The following is a 24365-nucleotide window of genomic DNA, read 5'->3' as shown; positions in this document are numbered from 1 at the left end:
TGTTTAATCAAGATATAAAGAAATTGAATAGAATTGTTATCTTTGTTTCTCTGTCAAAACACAAATAAATGGGATTAGTTACTGCAAAAGAAGTAGCGAAAGCGATAAAAACGGATAAGTATGGTTTTGTTGGAACTTTTTCTGGGTGGTTACTCATGAAAGTTCTCAAAATTTCTACACTCAATAAAATATACAATCGAAATAAACATTTAAGTGATTTAGAGTTTTTGAATGCTATTTTAGATGAGTTTCAAATTAAATTCGAAATTCCGGAAGAAGATTTAAAACGTTTACCAAAAGAGGGCGCTTACATTACCATTTCTAATCATCCTTTAGGTGGAATTGATGGTATTTTATTATTGAAATTAATGTTAGAACGCGAACCTAATTTCAAAATAATTGCCAATTTTTTATTGCACAGAATTGAACCGATGAAACCGTACATTATGCCGGTAAATCCGTTTGAAAATCATAAAGACGCTAAATCGAGTGTAATTGGAATAAAAGAAACATTACGTCATTTGAGCGATGGAAAACCTTTAGGAATTTTTCCTGCGGGAGAAGTTTCCACTTATAAAGATGGTAAATTAATTGTAGATAAACCTTGGGAAGAAGGTGCCTTAAAAATTATTAAAAAAGCAAAAGTACCAGTTGTCCCTATTTATTTTCACGCACAAAACAGCAAGTTATTTTATAGTTTATCCAAATTAAACGAAACGTTACGAACGGCAAAATTACCAAGCGAATTACTAACTCAGAAAAACCGAGTAATTAAAGTTAGAATTGGAAAACCCATTTCGGTTAATGAATTGAATGAATACGAAAGTATTCCAGAATTAGGAAATTTTTTAAGAAAGAAAACTTATATGCTTTCTAATTCGTTTGAGGAAGAAAACTTTAAGTTGACATTTCCCAAATTTACCAGTCCGAAAGCAGCGAAACAAATTGTAAAACCTGCCAATCACGAACAAATTATTGAGGAAATTAATTTCTTAAAAGAAGGCGATTATCAATTATTACAAAGTAAAAACTATAAAGTATTTTTAGTTACTGCAGAAAAAATTCCAAATATTCTTCACGAAATTGGTCGTTTACGTGAAATCACCTTCAGAGAAGTAGGTGAAGGCACGAATGAAGCGATTGATTTAGACAAATTTGATCAATACTATCACCATATGTTTTTATGGGATGATGATGCTCAAATGATTGCCGGAGCATATAGAATGGGATTTGGCTCTAAAATATTTCCAAAATACGGTTTAGAAGGTTTTTATTTAAATGAACTATTTAAATTTGAACCCGAATTAAATGATATGATGAGTCAATCTATTGAAATGGGAAGGGCTTTTATTATTTCGCAATACCAACAAAAACCAATGCCATTGTTTTTACTTTGGAAAGGAATTGTGCATACGACATTACATTATCCAGAACATAAATTTTTAATTGGTGGTGTGAGTATTAGTAATCAGTTTTCTGAATTTTCAAAATCGTTAATGATTGAATTTATGAAATCTAATTATTATGACCCGTATGTAGCGCAATATATTAAACCGAAAAAAGAGTTTAAGGTAAAATTAAAAGACGCAGATAAAGATTTCGTTTTCAATGAAACTGAAGCCGACTTAAATAAATTTGATAAAATTATAGATGAAATTGAACCAGGTTCGTTACGATTGCCCGTTTTAATTAAAAAATACATCAAACAAAACGCTAAAGTTGTGGCGTTTAATGTTGACCCAATGTTTAATAATGCCATTGATGGATTGATGTATATTAAAATTTCAGATATTCCAGAAAGCACGGTTAAGCCTGTAATGGAAGAATTTCAAGCCGAATTAGAAAGAAAACATAAAGGCTAATTAAAAATTATTAATTAGCCTTTAGTTTATATTTTAATAAATATATTATTTTGAATCTTCGCCATAATTATTTGGCCCTTTAGTCCCTTCAGTACAAAAAAGCACTAATAACCAAATACTTCCTATTAAAGGAATTAAAGCGATAAACATAAACCATCCGCTTTTGTTTACATCGTGAAGTCTTCTTACTGCAGCAGCTAATCCTGGAATAAATACAGCTAACGCATACAATAAATAAAGCCATCCATAAGGAATTGGCTCAAAATTTAATCCTAATAGATTATCTAAAATCATTGCTGAAATAGCAAAAATCATATTAAATAAAACGAAGTACCAATATTCTGATCTTCTTGCTCTACCATTGAAATTTGCATAGTTGTCAGTTACAACTTTTTTGTACCATTGAAACATAATTATTAATTTTAAAGATTTTTTATAACAATATTATGAAATTTTTATGAAAATAAAAATATTATTCTCGGTTTTTAGCAACATTTTCTTTAAATTCATTAAATGCTTCTTTTGAAAGGATTAAAGTATTATTGCCAAATAGACTGCTTTAATATGGAATCTAAATTATTGTCTTTGATGTAAAAAAACAATCTAATTAAGTGATAGATTCCTAATAATACTCCAATAAAATAAGCAAGCTTCATACTGTAAAATAATTTATCAAAAAATGGTTTTTTATAAATTAATTCTGCAATAAGTTTAAACAAAACCAAGAGACAAAAAAAGACAAAAAGTGGTCCAAATAGATGATGAAATAAACTTCTATAAATATCCCCTTCGTAAAAATATACAATAGATTTTGTAATTCCACATCCTGGACACGGAAAACCAGTTAACATTTTGAACGGACATAGAGATTGTTCGTTATCTAAATTCCCGGAATTATTTTGTTGTATAAAAAAAGGAACAATTAGTGTTACTAGTACACCAATTATCCCTAATATTCTATTTTTTATAAACGGCTTAATTGTATAATTTATTTATATCACCTTGAATAATCATTGCTGAAACCATTGGAAAGAAAAAACCTAAAATTAATAAAAGTGCTGATTCATCTTTTTGAGGTTGACCCGTTAATTCGTATATTTTCGGCAGAGCTTCTTTTCCTGCTACCCAATAATAATATAAATTAATTGGCATACAGCATCCCGCTAATATAGCAACTGGTGAAGATATAACTTCTTTTCCTGCAGCGGCATTCATTACTTCAGCGGCTTTTATGTTCCAATAAATCAAGTACAATCCGCAAGTTAAAATTCCAAAAATTAACACCAATACTGGATCTACTTTAAATACGGGGAGATTTGGTTTTGGGTTATTCCACTCCTCTTGTTTTGTAACTTCATTCATAATTTTATAGTTTTAGTTTTTGATTAGATGTATATTTTTTTATTTTGTTACATACACTCTTAAAATTTTATCTACAATAACTTGAGCAAGTTTTTCTTTACTTTCAAATGTCCAACCAGCAATATGTGGTGTTAAAATAACATTTTGGGCTTGTAATAAATAATCAAATGCTTCTGGTTTTTCGCCTTCAAATAAGGTTTCAAAAGATAGTTTTTCGTATTCTAAAACATCTAAACCCGCGCCTAAAATTTTACCGGATTGTAAAGCAGAAACTAAATCGGTAGTGACTACACTTTTTCCTCTTGCGGTATTTATTAACCAAAATGGTTTTGAGAATTGATTGATAAACGAAGTGTTTACCATTTTATCTGTTTCTGGTGTCCACGGAATGTGTAAACTTAAGACATCTGCTTTTTGTTGTATTTCTTGTAAGGAAACTTGTTTCGCATTTTCATCGCCTTTATTTGGTAAAATGTCATAACACAAAACTTCTACATCAAAACCGCTTAGTTTTTTTGCGAAAGATTTTCCCATATTTCCATACCCAATAATCCCAACTGTTTTTCCGTCTAATTCTGTTCCGCGATTGCTTTCACGATTCCATTGTCCGGATTTCACTTCCTTATCGGCATTATTTAATTTATTGAATAGTGACAAAAGCATTCCTAAAGCGTGTTCGCCAACAGCTGAAGCGTTTCCTTCTGGAGCGGCAATTAGCTTTATGTTTTTACTTTCGGCATTTTCACAATCGATACTTTCTAAACCGGCACCTACACGTGCAATGAATTGTAAGTTTTTTGCTTTATCAATAAAGGTTTTATCAATTTTAAATCGGCTTCTAATTACAATTCCGTGATAGTTTTCTATTTTACTTTCTACTTCTTCTTTAGTGGAAGTATAATCTGCTTCATTAATGAAACCTGCCTTTTCTAATTGCTCCCAAAGCAACGGATGATTGGTGTCAAGATGAAGAATTTTAATTGTAGAAATAGTTTGCATAGAATTCATTTTGAAAACGGAAAGTTAGATTATTTCGAAGAGATTCGCAATTTTTTCAATAAGAAACACGTAAACTCGAACACAGATTGACACAGATTTCACTAATTTACAAAACGAAAATAGTTCTTGAGACCCTTTCAAGGTGACAAACTAAACGATGATTTTAGGAATACAGATGTTAATAATTTGAATCAAAAATCTTAAGAAATTAGTTTATTGACCTACTAAAGCATTATCGTAATTTGCATACACTTCTTTTACTTGATTGAAAATATCAAATAATTCGTTGTGTCCGTCGGTGGTAACTAAGCGCTGTTTGTATTGTTTGAAATCTTGAATGCCTTTGAAATAATTGGTGTAATGACGACGCATTTCTACAATTCCAACGCGTTCACCTTTCCATTCCATTGACCAGATTAAGTGATTTTGAGCGGCTTCTACTCTGTCTGCAACAGTTGGTGGGGCTAATTTTTCACCTGTTTTGAAAAAATGCTTGATTTCGTTAAAAATCCAAGGGTAACCAATGGCCGCACGACCAATCATCATACCGTCTAAACCAAATTTATTTTTATATTCTAACGCTTTTTCTGGAGAATCGATATCGCCATTTCCGAAGATAGGCATAGAAATTCGTGGATTGTTTTTAATACGTTCAATATGCGTCCAGTCGGAATGTCCTTTATACATTTGAGCACGCGTTCTGGCGTGAACGGTTAAAGCTTGTACGCCAATATCTTGCAAACGTTCGGCTACTTCATCAATATTTATAGAACTTTCGTCCCAACCCAAACGGGTTTTTACAGTAACGGGTAAATGTGTAGATTTGATAACGGCTTTGGTTAATCGCACCATTAAGTCGATGTCTTTTAAAACTCCTGCGCCAGCACCTTTACACACCACTTTTTTAACGGGGCAACCAAAATTAATATCTACCAAATCTGGTTGAACCGTTTCTACAATTTTTGCAGAAAGTGCCATTGCTTCTTCGTCACCACCAAATATTTGAATACCAACTGGTCGTTCGTAATCGAAAATATCTAATTTCATTCTGCTTTTCATTGCATCACGAATTAAACCTTCAGAGGAAATAAATTCAGAATACATTAAATCTGCTCCGTGCATTTTGCACAAACGGCGAAATGGCGGATCGCTTACATCTTCCATAGGTGCAAGAAGTAAAGGATAATCGGGCAAAATTATGTTTCCTATTTTTGGCATAGTGCAAAGGTAGTACAAAAGTTTATTTTAAACACATAGGCATATAGATTTTTGGAAATCGTTTAGACGCTTTGCTCAAAATAGTTAACAATAGATTGCGTTAAAAATCTGTGTGAATCTGTGTAATCCGTGGTAAAAAAAACACATAGACATTTTAATGAATACACAGATTAAACAGATTTTCGCTGAAAGTTTTTTGAAAACAATTGTTGTGTTTTAGCCCCGATAGGAGCGGCATCTTTTTCTTTTGTTGCCTTCGAGTACCTGAGGCAACAAAAGAAAAAATATAGCGGATAGCGGGACCGAAAGTCTTCTGGAAATAAGGGTTTTGCTCCTAAAAATTATTTAGGTTTTAACCAACTTTTTGGATTTAGAACCGTTGTATTCTGATTGATAACAAATTTTAATACCGAATTTCCTTTGGCATTTGTTTTTATTTTACCCAACGTTTGTTTTGCCGAAACTTTATTTCCTACAGAAACCGAAACGCTACTTAAATTACTATATGCGGTAAAGAAATCTCCGTGACGCACCAGTACCGTATAAGTATTTGTAGTTTGAGACACTTGTACGCCTGATACTTCACCAGCAAAAACGGCACGTGCCGAAGAACCTGAATCCGTAGTGATGTCGATTCCACTGTTATGAATCACAATATTGCTATAATCTGGATGTGGCTGATCTCCGTATCCAGTGGAAATATATCCTTTTTCTGTTGGCCAAGGCAATTGCCCTTTGTTGGCTTTAAAACTATCTGAAGATAATTTTCCTTCAGGTGTTAATTCAATTTTTGTAGAAGAAACCGGTGCAGTTTTCACAGGCGCGGTATTCCCTGAAGCAGTTGCTGCGGCCTTTTTCTTTGCAGCATTTTTCTTATTTTCAGCAGCAATCGCATCGTTAATCATTTTCTTGATTTTTTTATCGATAGCTTTTGATTCTTTTTGTTTTGCGGCTATATCTGCAGTAATTTTTTTCTTGTCTTTTTGTATAAGTTTTGCCGTTTCTACTTTTTCTTGTTTTAGTTTTTCGTGTTCGGCTTTGATTTTTGTTTTTTCAACAATAACCACTTCTTTTTCTTTTTTATTTGTTTGTAATTCGCCAACAGCGACACCTAATCGGGCTTGTTTTACTTTAATTTCTTCGGCTTGACGTTTTCTGTACCCTGCATATTGTTTCATATATTGCACACGCTTGTAGGCTTGCAAAAAACTTGTAGAAGACAATACGAACATAAATCGGCTTTGTTCAGAGCGACTTTTGTATGATTTCACAATCATTTTTGCATAATCTTCCTTCATTATTATTAAGTCTTTATTTAACTTATTAATTTCTAATTGTGTTAAATAAATATTGTCGTCTAAAATTCGTGCTTGTTTGGCGATTGTAGAAATTATTTTTTCTGAAATTTTAATTTGGGCATCTTGTCCCGCAATTTCTTTCAAAACGGATTTTTCTTTTTTCTTTTCGTTCTGAAGTTTAGTTTTTGCTTCAGACAATTCTTTTTGTAATTGTTCTTTTCTTTGTTCTAATTTTTCTTTCTCATCAATTTGTGCCATTGCTGAAAAGGAAAAAAAGAGTACGAATAGGGATAAAAGAAATTTGTTCATGCTTGATATTTTTTACAAAATTAATCTATTTTTATTTGAGAATAACCATCTGGGATAGAATATGGATACGATAATGATTCATTAAACGTAATTTTTTTATATTCCACATTAATTTTTACTTGATTTTGTTGGTTGGCAATAATAGAAACGCCAGTTGGCATAAATATATTGTCTTGATTACTAAAAGATGGATAGTTCACTAAAACATTTCTGTTTTTTGAAATTTGATTGATAAATTGCTCTTTTAATAAATAATTTGCGGTTTCAAAACGAAATAACTTCTCAATATCAGCTTGTTTTTTTGATTTTAATTGTACTAAATTATTTGCAATTTCTGCAATAAAAACTTCTTTAGTTAAATCATCGATAGGACGTCCTAACAACAAATTCTGCACTTTTTGAAAATCTAAATCAGTGCCTAACATTTTAGCTAAAATAGAATAGTCACCATCAAAAAAAGTTCCGTTAGCCTTTTCGTAATAACTAACTCTTGTTGGTGTTATAAGTGCTTTTGCCATTGGAATTCCGAAAAACTTAAGATTAATCCAAATGATTTCATCTTTTTTAATTCGGATATCGGCACCAATAGAAATAGATTGTTTTTGGTCTTCATAATCCGCAGCAGAACGAATAGAAACCGTTTGAAAATTCAACGTATTTTGATAATGCTTTTCAATAATTGCTTTCGCTTTATTATCAACCACGGCTTCTTTAGTAACGGTTTGTTCTACGACTGTTTTTTTCGTTTTACACGAAGCTAAAACGACTACTAATATTAAAAATGTAAAAAGTTTTTTCATGTTATTTTTTAGAAATTGCATCTAATCTTTTTTGATAGGTTTGTTTCATTTTTAAATCCGATAATCCATCGGCGCAAATTATAAATTGCTTGCAAAATCCGGCTTCTAAATTTGGATCATCAATAACATAATCAATTCCCATTTCTAAAAAATCTTTTGCTTTTTTAAAATTTTTCAAGTTGTTATTTCCTTTTGCGGCGTAATAATACAAATTGGCTTTGGTTGGAAATAAATCGATGCAAACCTCTGATTTTTTTGCCATTTTTTCAAATTGCTTATTGAAATCATAAATATTCAAAAGTAAATCAATTGCTTCAATGTCGTTTGAATTGGATTTTTCGATGTACTTCTGTGCCAATTCGAAATTATTTTTGTTATAGAAAAATTTTCCTAATTCTTTATTTACATCCATACCCACATTATTGTCGAAATATGAAATGCTATTGTCAATTTCTACAAGTAATTGCGGATTTTTTGTGGCAAATATTAAGTACTCGTTTAAAACACGTTGCTTAATTTTAAAATCAATTTTACTGCTTTTTACAACTCTTTTGTAAGAATCTGTTGCTTTTGAAATGTCATTCGCTTGAATATGAAATTTAACTAAACTAACGTGTGCTAAATCAGAATTTGGCAGCTCTTTTTCTAACAACAAAGCTGTTTGAAATGCTTTATCTTCTTGATTGTTTACAGAATAGGCATAAATTAAATCGATATAATTTTGTTCTGCTTTAGGGTTGCTTTTTATGGCCACTTCCAAATCGGTTGTTTTTGGCTTGTTGCCTTTCGACATATTTTGAAGTTGCAATTGGTACATTTCAATTGTTTTAGACAATGTGCCTTTACTTTCGATGTCGTCAATTGCTGTTTTTGCCTTATCAAATTGTTGTGTTGTCATATATAACGATACCAAATCTTCTTTCATATTCGCATCGAAAGTGACTAATTTTTCAACTATAACAATTGCTTTTTCATACGCTTTGGTTTGATAATGTACATCATACAAACCATTCCAATACCAACGTTGTTTGGGCTCTAAATCGACCGCTTTTTGAAACGCATTTTCTGCTTCTATATAATTTTTTTGCGCTAAATAATTTACGCCTAACTGATAATGAATTTCTGGATTTGCAGGTTCTTTTAGCAAACATTTTTGTAAGGCTATAATAGCTTTGTCGTAATTTTCTATAGCTTTTTCTTTTAAAGCATCAAAAAAATTAGTTTCAAATTCATTTTCCGCAGTTTCTACTTCTTCTGGATTTATCTGTCCGAAAGAAATTTGAAAAAGAAAAAGAAAGGCTATTATTTTATACATTTTTTTGTTGTTACACAGAGTTACACAAAGACTTGCGCAAAGTTCCGCAAAATTTATTATTTTGTCTAAAAGATTATAAAAACCTTTTACAATTGATGTTTAGCAAAAATTATTCCATTGTTGAATAGTCACCTAAACTTACGCTCGTAAACTCGCCATTATAATTTACGTGATTTCCAATCATCGCATTATCTAATTTTGCATTTTTAATATGTGAATGCGTTTGAATTAAACTATTTTGAATCTTACTATTTTGAATATGTGACCCTTTTCCGATAGAAACATTTGGTCCAATTATGGAATCAATAAGTTTCACGCCTTCGCCAATAAAACAAGGTGGAATGATTTGTGAATTATCTAAACGCACATCATTAGCTACTAAATCTTCGCCATCTTGATGTAAAAATCCTAACATTCTGTTGTTGGTATCCACTGTAACATCTTTATTTCCGCAATCCATCCATTCATCAACTTTTCCAGGTACGAATTTCATACCTTTTGCCATCATTTGTTTGATGCCATCATTAATTTGGTATTCGCCACCGTGAATAATATTGTTATCTAAAACCGCTTGTAATTCGTTTTTAAGAACGGCAATATCTTTGAAATAATAAATTCCGATAACGGCTAAATCAGATACAAATTCTTTTGGTTTTTCTACTAACTCAATAATTTCATTGGCTTCATTTAAGTTAATTACACCAAATGCTTCTGGTTGATCAACTTGTTTTACCCAAATTACGCTATCGGCAGTTGCGTCTAATTCAAAATCGGCACGGATTAACGTATCTGCGTACGCTATAACTGCAGGTCCAGATAAAGAATCCTTCGCACACATAATAGCGTGACCCGTTCCTAACGCTTCATTTTGGTAATAAATGGTTCCTTTTGCTCCAATTTTTGTAGCAATCGCAAGTAAATCTTTTTCTACTGTTGTTCCGAAACTTTCGTGAATAATAAATGCTACTTCATCAATTGGTTGATTAATTACTTTAGCAATATCTTCTACTAATCGATGTACAATTGGTTTTCCAGCAATTGGAATTAATGGTTTAGGAATGGTTAATGTGTGTGGGCGAAGACGTGAACCACGACCAGCCATTGGTACTATTATTTTCATATTAAGCCCCCTAACCCCCAAAGGGGGAACTCCTATTAGGGGTAAATAGGATTTTATTAATTCAACTTTCAATTATTATTTTACTCCATCTTGTCAATTCCCCCTTTGGGGGTTAGGGGGCTATTTCACTCCCGTACTACCAAATCCGCCTTCTCCGCGAGACGTTTTGGTTAATTCTATTGTTTCTTGCCATTCGGCGCGTTCGTGTTTGGCGATGATTAGTTGCGCGATGCGTTCTCCGTTTTCAATTACAAAATCTTCATTGGATAAATTTACTAAAATCACACCAATTTCACCACGATAATCGGCATCGACTGTTCCAGGTGAATTCAAAACAGTAATCCCTTTTTTAAAAGCCAAACCACTTCTTGGTCGAACTTGCGCTTCATAACCAATTGGTAATTCAATAAAAAGCCCCGTTTTTACTAACGTTCTTTCTAAAGGTTTTAAGATTATTGATTCGGTTAAATTAGCTCGTAAATCCATTCCAGCAGAAGCATTCGTTTCATAGTTAGGTAATGGATGCTGCGATTTATTTATAATTTTTATTTGCATTGTTTTGTTTTTTTACCGCGAAGTCGTAAAATTATTTCACAAAGTTCGCAAGGTTTTATTTATTTTAAGACCGTAAAGTCTGTTTATTTTCGTTTTATTATTTTTAAAATTACTTCTTTTTCATTTTTGTAAATATAATAACTAAAGCCAATGATTGCAAGTATTCCAAAAACAAACGTTTCTCTTAATTCTTGAACATAAAATGATATACAAGCCAAAGTTATGGAAGCAAAAAGATAGGTTAAGATCTTTTTCATTTCGAATGGAATTGGGTATTTTTCTTTTCCTAAATAATACGAAATCACCATCATACTTCCGTAAGCACAAATTGTTGCAATCGCTGAACCTACATAACTCATATTGAATTTTACAATTAAAATATAATTCATACTTAACGTAATAATGGCACCAATAGCTGAAATGTAGGCTCCAATTATTGTTTTATCAATTAGCTTATACCATACCGACAAACTCGTATAAATCCCTAAAAAAAAATTCGCAATTATGATTAAAGGCACTATTGTCATTGCCTCCCAATATTCTTCTTGTCGTACTAAAAAGAATTTTATTACATCTGCAAAAACAACTACAACTAATAAAATTAACGACCCTAAGATGACAAAATACTTTGTAATGGTTGCATACGTTTGAGGCGCATTGGCATTTCCTGCTTGACTGAAGAAAAACGGTTCGATACCCAAAGTATATGCGGTACGAAACAAAACCATAAATAAACCAATTTTATAACAAGCCGAATACGCTCCAACTGCAGCTTTTGCATTTGTAGGATCTAACCATTCTGACAATAAAATTTTATCTAAATGTTCGTTGATTCCAAAAGCCAAACCTGCAAAAAGAATTGGCCAACCATAATGAAGCATTTTTTTCCATAAATCGGTATTGAAAAACCAATTGGGTTTAAAATAATGCGGCATAAACAATACAAAAGTAAACAAACTCGCCATTAATTGTGACAAGAAAACATACCCAATTTGATAGTCTTCTACATAAAAAGTATTCCAAAAACCTTGTGGATTGGCTTGTGCTAATTTGGGTAAAATAGCTAACAAAAATACGTTTAAAAGCAGATAGATTACAACATTAGAAATTTTTAATAACGAATATCTAATAGGTCTCTGATCTGCGCGAAGCTTAGAAAACGGAATAATTACAAGTGTATCGAAAGCTAAAATCCAAATGGCGTAGTTTATGTATTCTTTATCTATATTTAAAAAACCAGCAAGTGTTTTCTGAAATAAAAGGGCAATACACAAAAACAAAATGGTGCTCCAAAAGATAGAAACCGTTGCTGTACTAACGACTTCTTTTTTATGTTGTTTAGAAATTTCGCTGGTGCTTGTGTCTTCTTTATGATAAAATCTAAAAAAAGCCGTTTCCATTCCGTAAGATAAAATAACATTGAAAAAAATCATATAGGCAAACAAAATTGTTATTTCACCATACATCTCTGGTTTCGGCATATAAGAAGTATGCAAACCCACCAATAAAAAACTCATCACACGGGGTAATACCGTTGCAATGCCGTAAATTAGGGTTTGTTTTAAAAGGCTTCTTTTTGAGCTCAATTTATTTTATTTTAAAGAACAAAAATAGTTAATTATTTATTGGTTTTGCAGAAGGATAGGCTAACATTGGTAATTCTTTTACATCTTCAATGATAATGGTGCTTTCCTTACTATTAATTTTTAAGAAAACCTTTGCTTGATTGGGTTTTAAATTTGTTTTTATTGTAGGTGTTGGAATCGTTTCAGACTCATTATCAAATGTTTTAATTGACGCTTGATAGGATAAATCATTTAATTTTGTGATATTTCCTTCTCTATTTTGAAATTTAATTTTTATAATTTCTGTGTTTTTTGGTACTGGTTTTTTTAATGTAATGTTTAAAATAGTTCCGCCTCCAGCACCTTTTACGCCACCAACCCAATTTTGATATGTAATTTTTTCAATATATTGTTTGGTTTCTTGTTGTGCTTTATTAGAAGAACAAGAAACTAAATTCAAAAACGCTATTGCGAGAAGTCCAATTATTTTCATTTTTTTTTAATTCAATATTTTTACAAAATGGAATCCTTTTGGTTGAAATCCGTGATTGATATAAAATTTTCCAGCGGTAAAATTGGTAGTAAACGCATCTAAAACAATCTGATTAGCACCTTCTTTTTCAGCAATTTTGTGTACTTCTTTAATTAAAATATCACCAATTTTTTGCCCTCTAAAATCTTCATCAACCACAAAACTATCAATTTCTATGTATTTCCCAGACCATAATTTTGTAGCTATCCAAACACCGGTTAACGCTATTGTTTTATTATTTTTAGTAACAATAACTTGTTGGTAGTTGGCTTTAAGCATTTCATCTAAAAGCGTGCCATATTTTTCAACGGTAAAATCAGGATATAATTGTTTTACAATATCCAAATGCGCTAACATTTCGGCTTTTTGAGTTAAAATACGAATTTCCATTACTTTTTATCTACTAAATTTTCATTAAATAAATCCAAAATTCTTCGGTATTCATCTACCCAAGAATAGGTTTTTTGAAATCCGTGTGCTTCTACTGGAAAAACGGCTAAATCCCAATCTTTTTTACCAAGTTCAATAAAACGTTGTGTCATTCTAACAATGTCTTGAAATTGTACGTTGTCATCTACCATTCCGTGAAGCATTAACAACTTGTCTTGTAAATTATCAGCAAAATAAATTGGCGAACTTTTTTTGAAAGCTTCCGGGTCTGTTTCAGGAAAATTTAAAATATTAGCGGTGTAGCCTTGGTTGTAATGCGCCCAATCGGTAACCGAACGTAATGCTGCACCTGCTTTAAATTCGCCAGGTTTCGTTAATAATCCCATAAGCGTTATAAATCCGCCATAAGAACCACCGTAGATTCCTACTTTATTAGCATCAATGCCTAATTTTTCTACTAAATATTTTTTCCCATCTAATTGATCCGACAAATCTAAACCACCCATATGGCGGTAAATTCCAGTTCTGAAATCGCGTCCATAACCATCACTTGCACGGTAATCGATATCTAAAACGGTGTAGCCTAAATCAGATAAAAGATTATGAAACATATATTCTCTGTGATAGGTGCTCCAATACTTATGCGCATTTTGTAAATATCCTGCCCCGTGAACAAATATAACAGCCGCTTTATTTTTATTTTCTACTTTTGGATTATAAACTCTGGCGAAAACATCCGTTCCATCAGTTGCTTTAAAAGAAATAACTTCCGGCTTTTTCCAATTATATTTTTTGAAAGCATCCGAAGTTGAAAACGTAATTTGTTTTAAAGTAGGATTAGCTTTATTATCCGCCATAAAAATTTCCCAAGGCGTATTACCATTTGAATACCGAATGGCTAATTTGGTTTCATCTGGTGATACTTCAATTTCATACGCGCCATCATTGGTTAAAATTGGTGTTTTTTTACCAGACGAAATATCTAATTTATAGAAAGAACGATTTCCAGGATGGGTTTCGGTACTTGTAATATAAAAAGAATTAGACAATTTTGATAAAACTACATCGCGAACTTCCCATTTACCTTGTGTTAGTTGTGTTTTCTTTTTTGTTTCCAAATTGAAAGTGTACAAATGAGAAAAACCAGTTGCTTCAGATTGAAAATAAATGGTTTTGTTGTCGGCTAAAAAACCTAACGTTCCATTGCTGAAATTGTACCCTGGAATTCCAGGTCCGCCAATCCAAGCTTCATCGTGTTGGTGCTCTAATTCTGAAACCGTTGCGTCATTTAGGTTTAATTGAAGAATCCAACGGTCTTTATTATCTAAACTTCTGGCTTCAAAAACAGCTAAATTTCCCAATGCATTGTATATTGGCGCTTGTATCGTAATTGCTTTTTCTACAGGTTCTAAATTTTTTAAATTATCGTATTCTTGATAGTATTTTGGAAAGGTTTTTATACCTGTTAGATTTGAAAATGAAATTGGCATTACCGTATCTTTCTCGATATGATACACATACATTTTATGCTTGCTATTGTTATTTATAGATACTTTTTCACGTGCCGATTTGTTTTTAGTATATCCATCACTCGTAATGAAGTTTTCAACTTTTGTATCTTTTGTAGTTGGATATTCAGAAATAGTATAGGTAACGAATTTTCCACTTGGGTTAATTTTTACTGATTCTAATGCATTCGTACCATATAAAATCTCCGAAGGAAATTTAAGTTTGTTTTCTGCGGCGCGTTTTTTATTCCATTCCGATTTTGCACTTTCTTGGTTTACAAACTGAAATAATTCTTTTTGTTGGTCATTCAGAAAAGACGTTTTATTGGTTTCTGAAGAAGTTGTTCCAGATTTAAAATTGGTAAGTTGTAACAATTGAAAATTCGTTACATTCAATTGAAATATGTTTTTATTTTGTTGAAAATAAATGATGTTTTGATTTGTACTTCTTTGAACAGAATTGATGTTTGAAGTCGTTTGGTAAAGCAGCTTATTTTCTTTCGTTTTTTTATGATATGAAAATAAGGTGCCTTGATTTATATAATACATTATATCATATTTTTCTTGCCCTTGATATTGAATTTCCGAAAAACGGAACCCTTCATTTGAAAGTAACTTTGGTGCTGTGAAACCAGATTGCCAATAATAGGTTGTATCGCCTAAGTCATTATTCGGATTCCACTCAAAATAAATGGTTTTCCCGTCTACAGACCAGCGTTGATTAGAAGGTTGATGACCAATAAATTCGTTACCTTTCATTATCTCTTCTAATTGAAGATTTTGTGAAAATACAAGAGAACTGAAAATAAAAAATAGGGCTGTAAAAATGATTTTCATAACGTTTTAAGGATTTAAGAAGTTAAGGATTTTAAGCTCGTAACTTTCAATTAAAGACCGAAAACCAAAAGTACAAAACAAACTTTAAATTAAGTCTTAAAACCCAAATTTCTTAAAACCACTATTATGCAATTGGTAACTTATTTACCTAATTCTTCTATTGGTTTATTTGCTTGTGAATTACTTATTAATATGGCATAATCAAAATAATCCGTTGTTGTTTTACCTTTTAAATCATTTTTATTTGATTTTTTAAGAAACAATTTAATTTCCATCAAATCCGTTTGATTTTTTTTATATGGTGAATTTTCATTATTCAAACGATAAAGCGTTAAATTTGATAATCTGTTATTTTTAAGTTTATTTATACCTTTAAAATATTCTTTCCAATAATCTCCAATGCCAAAACCACCTTCAGTTGTGTAGCCAATATAATTCTTTTTTTCGTCGTATTTGAAATCCCAGAGTACTCTGCTTTTAGTTAAAAATCCTGCAATTGAAATAATTTCTTCTTTATTATAAATGTTATTTTCTATTAATCTTGTGAAAAATGATGGATAATTATTTTCTCTGTCTTTTTCAATATGAAAAAATCCCATTCTTACAAATTGAGGATTAGATTTAAAATCATACAAACTATTTAAAAATAAATAATTATCATAAATTGTTTTTTCTCTGTCTCTTTTTTTAAATGTTAGATTTATATTTTCAATTAAGTTGTCCGTAATATTTTTATTATTTGATATTGATTGAAAATATGTTTTATCATTTTCATAATCAAATATAAAGTCTTTTAAAATATTTTTAGAATAACTGTCATAATTTGGCGAAAAATCTGTCGTATCAATTTTCACCATTTCCACTAAATTGTCGTATGACTTATATTTTCCTTTTTCTATTTGGAATAATTCAATCAAAAGTCTTGAAGTATACTTATAAGTTACAATAATGTCAACTCCGAGAACTTCAATTTTGTCTTTTGCTAATTGATTATCATTGATTTCTTTAATTTTTTTCCATTTATTATAAGTTTCTATAGATTTTTCTTGTGGCACTCTATTTCCATAATGCTTCACCAAGTCTTTTAATAAAATTGTGTCGCCTGATTTTAAATATTGGTTAAAAAAATACGCAATTCCAAAATCAGTTTCTGGTAAATAATATTTTATATTTTTATTTTGAATTAGTTTTTGAAGTAAAATATTTTCGGCATTTTCTGTTTCCAGACTTCCGTGATACGCACCAAATCCAATTATTTTAAAATTCTTTTGAGGAAATTCAAAATTTGATGTCAATAAATCAAAACGATTGTTCTTTAAATATTCATTCTTTGATTGAGAAAATGCTGATTGAATAAATACAATCAACAATACAAATATTTTAATTTTCATCTTATTTAGTATATTTTAAATTAACTATCGTACAACAAATCGGTTTATACAAATATATATATTTTTTGCCACGGATTAAACTGATTAAAAGGATTTAAAATTTATGCCAACATAATTTAGCAATTGGTACAAATAAAAAAAGTCCCAATAAATTGGGACTTTAAGAAGTTATAAAACAGTAAATAAAATTAATTATTTAATGCTTCCGCACCACCAACAATTTCTAAGATTTCTCCAGTAATTGCAGCTTGACGTGCTTTGTTATATGTTAATTTCAATTGATTTCTTAAATCAGTTGCGTTATCTGTTGCTTTGTGCATTGCCGTCATACGTGCACCGTGCTCTGCAGCAAATGAATCTCTAACCGCTTTGTATAATTGAGTTTTTAACGATTTTGGTATTAATTCTAATACAATTTCTTCTTTCGAAGGCTCAAAAATATAGTCAGATGAAATAGCAGCAGCGCCTTTAATTGGTGCTAATGGTAAAAATTGTTCGTTTACTACAACTTGAGTTGCCGCATTTACAAACTGATTGTAAACCAATTCTACTTTATCGTATTCACCATCTAAAAATAAATGCGTTAATGATTGAGCAATTTCAGCTGTGTTATCAAAAGTTAAATCGTCAAAAATGTCACTTCTATTAGCAATTACATAGTTTGTTTTATGTAAACCATCATTTGCTTTTTTACCAATGGCAAAAATACCAACATTATCGTGACCGTATTTTTCAGTTAAAATTTTAACTTGTTTTAATACATTTGAATTTAATGCGCCACACAAACCTCTATTTGAAGTTATAGCCACTACTAAAACTTTTTTTACTTCTCTTTGAGTCGTATAATTAGCAGCAACATCACCTTCTAAAGAAGCACTTAAACTTTGAATTAACTCGGTTAATTTTTCAGAATAAGGACGCATTGCAGTAATAGCATCTTGCGCTTTTTTTAATTTAGCCGCCGAAACCATTTTCATAGCAGAAGTGATTTGCATCGTTGACGATACAGATACAATTCTATTACGTATTTCTTTTAAGTTTGCCATTTTTATTGGGTATTGGGAGTTGGGTTTATGGTGTTGGGTATCGGTTTTACCTAATACCCAAGACCTTTTACCTTTTACCTAATTAATTAGTATTTTGCAGAAATTTCTTTTGCAGCAGCTTCAAGTACATTTGTGATATTATCATCAAATTTACCAGCTTTTAATGCATCTAAAACGTCTTTATGTTTTAAGCTTAAGAATTGTAAATAATCTTTTTCAAATTCTTTTACTTTATTTACAGGAACATTTCTTAATAAGTTTTTCGTTCCGGCATAAATAATTGCTACTTGATTTTCAACAGCAAACGGATCATTTAAACCTTGTTTTAAGATTTCCACGTTACGTTTACCTTTTTCAATTACATTTAAAGTAACCGCATCTAAGTCAGATCCAAATTTCGCGAAAGCTTCTAATTCACGGAATTGTGCTTGGTCTAATTTTAAAGTACCAGATACTTTTTTCATTGATTTAATTTGCGCATTACCTCCAACACGAGATACAGAAATACCTACGTTAATTGCAGGACGAACCCCAGAGTTGAATAAATCTCCATCTAAGAAAATTTGTCCATCCGTAATCGAAATTACGTTTGTTGGGATATATGCAGAAACGTCACCCGCTTGTGTTTCGATAATTGGTAACGCTGTTAATGAACCACCACCTTTTACAATTCCTTTTAAAGAATCTGGTAAATCATTCATATTTTTAGCAATTTCGTCATCGTTAATTACTTTACAAGCTCTTTCTAATAAACGAGAGTGTAAGTAGAAAACGTCTCCTGGATATGCTTCACGTCCTGGAGGTCTTCTTAATAATAAAGATACTTCACGGTATGCAACGGCTTGCTTAGATAAATCATCATAGATAATTAAAGCAGGACGACCTGAATCACGGAAGTACTCACCAATTGCAGCACCTGCCATAGGAGCATATACTTGCATTGGCGCTGGGTCAGAAGCATTTGCAGCAACAATAACTGTATAAGCCATTGCGCCTTTTTCTTCTAATGTTTTTGCGATTGATGCAACTGTAGACGCTTTTTGTCCGATTGCAACATATATACAGAATACTGGTTGACCAGCATCGTAAAATTCTTTTTGATTTAAGATGGTATCTAAACAAACTGATGATTTACCAGTTTGACGGTCACCAATCACTAATTCACGTTGTCCACGTCCAACAGGAATCATTGCATCGATAGCTTTGATACCAGTTTGTAATGGTTCAGTTACTGGTTGACGGAAAATAACTCCAGGTGCTTTACGCTCTAAAGGCATTTCGTATAAATCGCCACCGATTGGTCCTTTACCATCAATTGGGTTACCTAATGTATCAACCACACGGCCAACCATTTGTTCACCAACTTTTAAAGACGCAATTCTGTTCGTTCTTTTTACGTTAGAACCTTCTTTGATTCCTGTAGATGGTCCTAATAAAACCACACCAACGTTGTCTTCTTCTAAGTTCAATACGATAGCTTCTAATCCGTTATCGAATTGTACTAACTCACCGTACTGCGCATTTGATAAACCATATACACGAGCAATACCATCACCAACTTGTAGTACAGTACCTACTTCTTCTAACGTAGCGCCAGATTGAAAATCTGATAATTGTTTCTTTAATATTGCTGAAATTTCAGCTGGTTTAATTTCTGCCATTTTATATATATTTAATGGTATTTATTTAATATGTAAATTCTCTTTTTAATTGTTGTAATTTGTTTGCTACAGAAGCATTGTATTGTTTGTCGCCAATTCTTAAAACAAAACCTCCAATAATGGAAGCATCTACTACATTTGTAATAGAGATAGTGTTTGAAGAAAATTCTTTCAATTTATTGGTAACCAACACTTCTAATTCGGCAGTTAACGGAACAGCTGTAGTAACAACTGCTTGTTCAATACCGCTTGCAATATCAAATAATGTATTGAATTGTGTTGCAATAGCAGACAAAATTTCAAATCTTTTATTCGCTAATAACAATTGAAACAAACCTTTCGTTTCTGCTTGTAAAGTTGGAAAAATTTCTGTTAATGCATTCATTTTTATCGTTCCGTTTACTATAGGATTTGATAAAAATTCGTGTAATTCTCCGTTTTCTTTAATGGCAGCGCCAATAGTTTTCATATCGTTATTTACAGCAGCAGCATTGTTGCTTTCTGTAGCGATATCTATAATTGCTTTTGCGTATCTAATCGCAGCTCTTGACATAACTTTAGATTAGTTTAATTTAACATCAGCTAACATTTTCTCAACTAATTTAGTTTGAGATTCTTTGTTAGATAATTCTTCTTTTAATAATTTTTCAGCGATTTCTAAAGACAATGAAGACACTTGATTTTTAATTTCAGCAACTGCATTATTTTTTTCGCTTTCGATTGTAGCTTTCGCTTGTTCAATCATCTTCGCACCTTGAGTTTGCGCCTCAGATTTAGCATCAGCAATCATTTTTTCTTTGATAGCAGTTGCTTCTTTAATCATTGTATCTCTTTCAGCACGAGCTTCATCTAATAATTTTTGGTTATCAGATTTTAAAGCCATCATTTCTTTTTTTGCGTTTTCTGCAGAAAGAATTGCTTCTTTAATACCTTCTTCGCGTTCGTTTACTGCATCTAAGATAGGTTTCCAAGCAAACTTTTTAAGTAAAAGGATTAACCCTACGAATAAAACCGTTTGCAAGATAAATAAACCAAATGAAAATTGACCTAATAATTCTTCCATTATATATATTGTTTAATTTTGATTTTCAATGTAAACAATTGTTGCAACCAACCGTTACAACAATTGTTTGTTTTAATTATTTTACTGCGAATAACGCTGCAAAACCAATTCCTTCAATTAACGCTGCTGCAATAAGCATAGCTGTTTGAATTTTTCCAGACGCTTCTGGTTGACGAGCAATAGCATCCATTGCTGATCCACCAATTCTACCGATACCTAAACCAGCACCGATAACGATTAATCCAGCTCCTACAAGGTTAAGAGTTCCTTCCATAATGTATATATATTTAATTAAACATTCAATTTATTAATGAGCCTCATCGTGATGATGCTCTTCTTTTGCGGCTCCAAAATATAGTGCCGTTAACATAGTAAAAATATAAGCTTGTAATAAAGCTACTAAAATTTCTAATATTGATAATACGAAAGCCAACACAAATGATAACGGACTTCCGATTGGACTACTAAACGTATACATTAAAGCAATGATACTCATTAAAACCACGTGACCAGCTAACATATTCGCATACAAACGAATCATTAATGAAAATGGTTTAATAATAGTTCCTAAAAATTCAATTGGCGCTAAAATAATTTTCATTGGAACTGGCACACCTGGCATCCAGAAAATGTGACCCCAATAATTTCCGTTAGCAGTAAACGTTGTAATTAAATATGTAATGATTGCTAACGAAGCGGTAATTGCAATATTTCCTGTTACGTTAACTCCAAGTGGCGTTAAACCAAACATATTTAAAAACCAAATAAAGAAAAACACGGTCAATAAATGACTCATATATTTTTTATAATGTTTCTCTCCAATATTAGGAATTGCGATTTCATCTCTGATGTAAAGTACTAAAGGCTCGAAAAATCTTCCCACTCCAGTAGCAATACCACCATTTTTGCTATATGATTTACCTAAATTTCTAAATATCATAAACATTAATAAAGCAACGATTAAAATCATTACAATGCTCTTTGTGATAGAAAAATCAATAGGTTTTGTATTTGTAGTGTGATGCTTTTCATCAACATTAAAAGTTCCATTTTCGTCTGTGTTATAAATCATTCCATCGTGATGATTTATTTTGAAATATTTTCCGTTTGATTTAGCAACTGCTTCACCGTGGTGAAATTCAGACGACATAAAGAAATGTAATCCGTCTTCCCATAAAATTACTGGTAAAGGGAAACCAATATGTGTTTCGTGACCCGTTTCTTTTCCGTAAGAAAATAAATGAAAATCGTGAGAATCTAATAAGTGATGTTGAATGAATTCCGCTCTTTCTTCTTGTGCTTTTGTTTCTTCAGAAACAACTTCTTTCGTTGCGGTATTTTCATGATTTACAACTTCAGAATGAGCTGGTTTTGCAACATGACTTGTATCTGCATTTGCAAAAGTAACTACTGGCAAAACCGCAAAAATTGTGGCTATAAATAATTGAATTGTTTTTCTTGAAATCAACATAAAATATATATTCTAAAAAATATTGTCCTTAAAATTTTTGCAAAGGTATATTTTTTCTTTAAATTATAATAATAGAAAATTACTTTTTTTACCAAATTATTCAAAATTAAATTGGTTTATTGTTTTTTATTCAAAATACCTATTGTTATAATCGTTTCAATTGCTAAAAAACACATAAAAACAATTAAGCAATTTGTTTTTTCAATTTGATGATTTGGTAAATTTAAAATTGGTTTGATGATGAAATATACTATTCCAGTTTTTACGAAAGTTGCAATCATAAAAACCATTCCCGTGTTGTCAAAACTTTTTTCGGACACTTTTTTTACCAAAAATAAAATCAGGCTTGAAAGTACAAAAAATAATAAAAACAAAATGGCTATTGGAAAATGAAATTTTTCTTGAGCTTGTTTTAATGCAGGCAACAAAAAAACCAAACGATTGATGGCAAATAACGAAAGTGTAAAAAAGAAAATTTGTTTAAAAAACAAGATGTTATTTTTCATTATTGTTGAGTTGGTTGACTTGACGAATTACATTATACATCGCTAAAAAAACACCTACAACTGTAAAAATCTTCACATAATTTTCTGATTGGTATTTTTCATCTAAATATTGACCTAAATAAGCAAACAAAAAAATAACCATTCCCATTTGTGCTGGAATGCTTATTAATTGAATCCATTTATTCAAAGGTTTGTTTTTGTTGTTTTGCATTATTTTTGTTTGGTCAGTATAAACCCTATTTCTAAAAATGGTAGATGATCTAAATTCGATACGTTTTTACTAATAAATCGTTATCTAATTTTTTAGTTATTTAATTTTAGCTAAATATTCTTCAATATTTTTTCTTACCTGAACTACTTTATAATCTTCATTCGAGATAATAATTGGCGTATCTTTTAGTTTGAAATCCTTATGTTCTTTTAGATAATTAGCCACGGATTCTGCAGTTGTTTTATTAATTATTCCGTGTAAAACTATCATATTTTTATCTACATTATAAATGTCATTTGATACTTTAACTTTGCTATCACCAGATTCTTTGGCATATTTATTTAGCTTTTCAATTAAATTTTTATGCGAAACTTCGTTTGGATAATTGGTGATAAAAACCAAATTATATGTTTTCGGTTTTTCTCCAAACTTTAATGATTCAAGAGCCGGAATATCTGAATTTAAAATTGACTCTATTTTTTTGGTTTCAGCGGCTTTTGGATAGTTTTCTACAATTTTTTGTAATGCCTCTTTATATGCTGAAAGTCCGAATAATCTTGCCGAAATTTTTGCTTTCAAAACATCGAATTTAGCATTTAATTCATCACCGTCGTATTTTTTTAACAAAGCATCTATTTCTAAATTTGCTTCTCTAAATAAGCCTTTTTCTACTTTCGTATACAACATATTAAATTCGGAATCCGCTGTAATATCCGCATTTATTGTGGTGTTATTAAAAGCTGAAGCATATCGACTATCTGGATATTCTGAAACGATTTTTTGTTTAAAAACCAGTGCTTTTTCATTTTTTTCAGCACTATATAATTGGTATAAATTATAATAGGTTGGTAAAATCAATTTATTTTCTGGTGTATTTACTAAAATATCTTCAAAAGAAGTTATGGCCAACTTATTTTCTTTAAGTTTTTCTTTAAAAATAGAACCCAATTGAAAACGGGCGTAATTTGCTTCAACATTCAAACTATCAAGTATTTTCGAATCTTTAGGCAACTTATCAATGTAAAAGGCCGTTTTATATTTTGGTTCAGCACCTACTTCATCTATTTTATCAACTGTTTCTTCTTCTGTTTCCTCTTCAGAAGCGTTTTCCGTTTGGTTTTGATTTGATACGGCTATCGTTTTCCAATTGTCTCCATATTTAATATCGCCCCATTTTTTCTTGAAATTAATTTTACCTTGCGCAACCGTTACGGCATTGTAAAAATAAAAATTGCTTTGCATACCCGATGAACTTACAGGTTGTTTTGTTAAAGATTGTTCTAAAACGGGATTTTTAGCCATCGAAATTCCGCCGGCTGAATTTTTATCTTTTGGGTTTAGGTTAT

General features: G+C 31.1%; 24 protein-coding genes and 1 pseudogene. 1 reads left to right on the top strand and 24 read right to left on the bottom strand.

Annotated features, from left to right (window positions below; translation table 11 throughout):
* Positions 1–68 precede the first annotated feature (68 nt).
* Positions 69–1862: a lysophospholipid acyltransferase family protein gene (locus tag KA468_RS05985; protein ID WP_291242029.1), complete on the top strand. Its 1794-nt coding sequence runs from the start codon at positions 69–71 to the stop codon at positions 1860–1862.
* 45 nt (positions 1863–1907) lie between these two features.
* On the opposite strand, the gene KA468_RS05980 is transcribed toward KA468_RS05985, so the two are convergent.
* The 24 genes and pseudogenes from KA468_RS05980 to KA468_RS05865 all read right to left on the bottom strand — a co-directional run.
* Positions 1908–2273 (bottom strand): DUF805 domain-containing protein, encoded by a 366-nt coding sequence (locus tag KA468_RS05980; protein WP_291242028.1) that lies wholly within the window; start codon positions 2271–2273, stop codon positions 1908–1910.
* 128 nt (positions 2274–2401) lie between these two features.
* The gene (locus tag KA468_RS05975) at positions 2402–2713 is read right to left on the bottom strand and encodes a DUF2752 domain-containing protein (protein WP_291242027.1); all 312 of its coding nucleotides are present in this window, start codon (positions 2711–2713) and stop codon (positions 2402–2404) included.
* A 124-nt stretch (positions 2714–2837) separates the two neighbouring features.
* Positions 2838–3224: a DUF4234 domain-containing protein gene (locus KA468_RS05970; protein ID WP_291242026.1), complete on the bottom strand. Its 387-nt coding sequence runs from the start codon at positions 3222–3224 to the stop codon at positions 2838–2840.
* A gap of 39 nt (positions 3225–3263) precedes the next feature.
* The gene (locus tag KA468_RS05965) at positions 3264–4232 is read right to left on the bottom strand and encodes a 2-hydroxyacid dehydrogenase (RefSeq protein ID WP_291242025.1); all 969 of its coding nucleotides are present in this window, start codon (positions 4230–4232) and stop codon (positions 3264–3266) included.
* Positions 4233–4436: 204 nt separating this feature from the next.
* Positions 4437–5441, bottom strand: a complete 1005-nt coding sequence (gene dusB, locus KA468_RS05960; RefSeq protein WP_291242024.1) for a tRNA dihydrouridine synthase DusB — start codon at positions 5439–5441, stop codon at positions 4437–4439.
* A 341-nt stretch (positions 5442–5782) separates the two neighbouring features.
* A complete protein-coding gene (locus tag KA468_RS05955) occupies positions 5783–7048 on the bottom strand; it encodes a peptidoglycan DD-metalloendopeptidase family protein (RefSeq protein WP_291242023.1) in 1266 nt (421 codons plus the stop codon).
* 20 nt (positions 7049–7068) lie between these two features.
* Positions 7069–7848 carry a DUF4292 domain-containing protein gene (locus KA468_RS05950; protein WP_291242022.1) on the bottom strand — a complete coding sequence of 260 codons (780 nt, stop codon included), beginning with the start codon at positions 7846–7848 and terminating at the stop codon, positions 7069–7071.
* A gap of 1 nt (position 7849) precedes the next feature.
* The gene (locus KA468_RS05945; RefSeq protein ID WP_291242021.1) at positions 7850–9163 is read right to left on the bottom strand and encodes a tetratricopeptide repeat protein; all 1314 of its coding nucleotides are present in this window, start codon (positions 9161–9163) and stop codon (positions 7850–7852) included.
* 109 nt (positions 9164–9272) lie between these two features.
* A complete protein-coding gene (locus tag KA468_RS05940) occupies positions 9273–10283 on the bottom strand; it encodes a sugar phosphate nucleotidyltransferase (RefSeq protein WP_291242020.1) in 1011 nt (336 codons plus the stop codon).
* A 120-nt stretch (positions 10284–10403) separates the two neighbouring features.
* Positions 10404–10838, bottom strand: a complete 435-nt coding sequence (gene dut / locus KA468_RS05935; protein ID WP_291242019.1) for a dUTP diphosphatase — start codon at positions 10836–10838, stop codon at positions 10404–10406.
* An 83-nt stretch (positions 10839–10921) separates the two neighbouring features.
* Positions 10922–12424, bottom strand: coding sequence for an oligosaccharide flippase family protein (locus KA468_RS05930; RefSeq protein ID WP_291242018.1), 1503 nt, complete (start codon positions 12422–12424; stop codon positions 10922–10924).
* A gap of 28 nt (positions 12425–12452) precedes the next feature.
* Entirely contained in the window at positions 12453–12896 is a 444-nt protein-coding gene (locus KA468_RS05925) for a hypothetical protein (protein ID WP_291242017.1), read from the bottom strand.
* Positions 12897–12902: 6 nt separating this feature from the next.
* Complete coding sequence (locus tag KA468_RS05920) at positions 12903–13325, bottom strand: N-acetyltransferase (RefSeq protein WP_291242016.1); 423 nt, start codon at positions 13323–13325, stop codon at positions 12903–12905.
* Entirely contained in the window at positions 13325–15670 is a 2346-nt protein-coding gene (locus tag KA468_RS05915) for a S9 family peptidase (RefSeq protein WP_291242015.1), read from the bottom strand. The genes KA468_RS05920 and KA468_RS05915 overlap by 1 nt, the downstream gene beginning before the upstream one ends.
* Before the next feature lie 140 nt (positions 15671–15810).
* Entirely contained in the window at positions 15811–17061 is a 1251-nt protein-coding gene (locus KA468_RS05910) for a hypothetical protein (RefSeq protein ID WP_291242014.1), read from the bottom strand.
* A 188-nt stretch (positions 17062–17249) separates the two neighbouring features.
* Positions 17250–18107: an ATP synthase F1 subunit gamma gene (atpG, locus tag KA468_RS05905; protein WP_291242013.1), complete on the bottom strand. Its 858-nt coding sequence runs from the start codon at positions 18105–18107 to the stop codon at positions 17250–17252.
* Between the two features lie 86 nt (positions 18108–18193).
* Positions 18194–19768: a F0F1 ATP synthase subunit alpha gene (atpA, locus tag KA468_RS05900; RefSeq protein WP_291242012.1), complete on the bottom strand. Its 1575-nt coding sequence runs from the start codon at positions 19766–19768 to the stop codon at positions 18194–18196.
* 25 nt (positions 19769–19793) lie between these two features.
* The gene (gene atpH, locus KA468_RS05895; protein ID WP_291242011.1) at positions 19794–20321 is read right to left on the bottom strand and encodes an ATP synthase F1 subunit delta; all 528 of its coding nucleotides are present in this window, start codon (positions 20319–20321) and stop codon (positions 19794–19796) included.
* A gap of 9 nt (positions 20322–20330) precedes the next feature.
* On the bottom strand, positions 20331–20831 hold the full coding sequence (locus tag KA468_RS05890) for a F0F1 ATP synthase subunit B (protein ID WP_291242010.1): 501 nt from the start codon (positions 20829–20831) through the stop codon (positions 20331–20333).
* Between the two features lie 76 nt (positions 20832–20907).
* Positions 20908–21105 (bottom strand): ATP synthase F0 subunit C, encoded by a 198-nt coding sequence (atpE, locus tag KA468_RS05885; RefSeq protein ID WP_291242009.1) that lies wholly within the window; start codon positions 21103–21105, stop codon positions 20908–20910.
* A gap of 33 nt (positions 21106–21138) precedes the next feature.
* Entirely contained in the window at positions 21139–22302 is a 1164-nt protein-coding gene (atpB, locus tag KA468_RS05880) for a F0F1 ATP synthase subunit A (protein ID WP_291242008.1), read from the bottom strand.
* A gap of 116 nt (positions 22303–22418) precedes the next feature.
* A complete protein-coding gene (locus KA468_RS05875) occupies positions 22419–22808 on the bottom strand; it encodes a hypothetical protein (protein WP_291242007.1) in 390 nt (129 codons plus the stop codon).
* On the bottom strand, positions 22798–23019 hold the full coding sequence (locus KA468_RS05870; protein WP_291242006.1) for an AtpZ/AtpI family protein: 222 nt from the start codon (positions 23017–23019) through the stop codon (positions 22798–22800). The genes KA468_RS05875 and KA468_RS05870 overlap by 11 nt, the downstream gene beginning before the upstream one ends.
* Before the next feature lie 96 nt (positions 23020–23115).
* Positions 23116–24365: pseudogene (locus KA468_RS05865) on the bottom strand (hypothetical protein); the annotation flags it as partial.

This window comes from Flavobacterium sp., from assembly GCF_017985075.1.
Taxonomy (GTDB): Bacteria; Bacteroidota; Bacteroidia; order Flavobacteriales; family Flavobacteriaceae; genus Flavobacterium.
The sequence above is the reverse complement of the archived record's forward strand: the minus strand, read 5'-3'. Positions and strand labels throughout refer to the sequence as shown.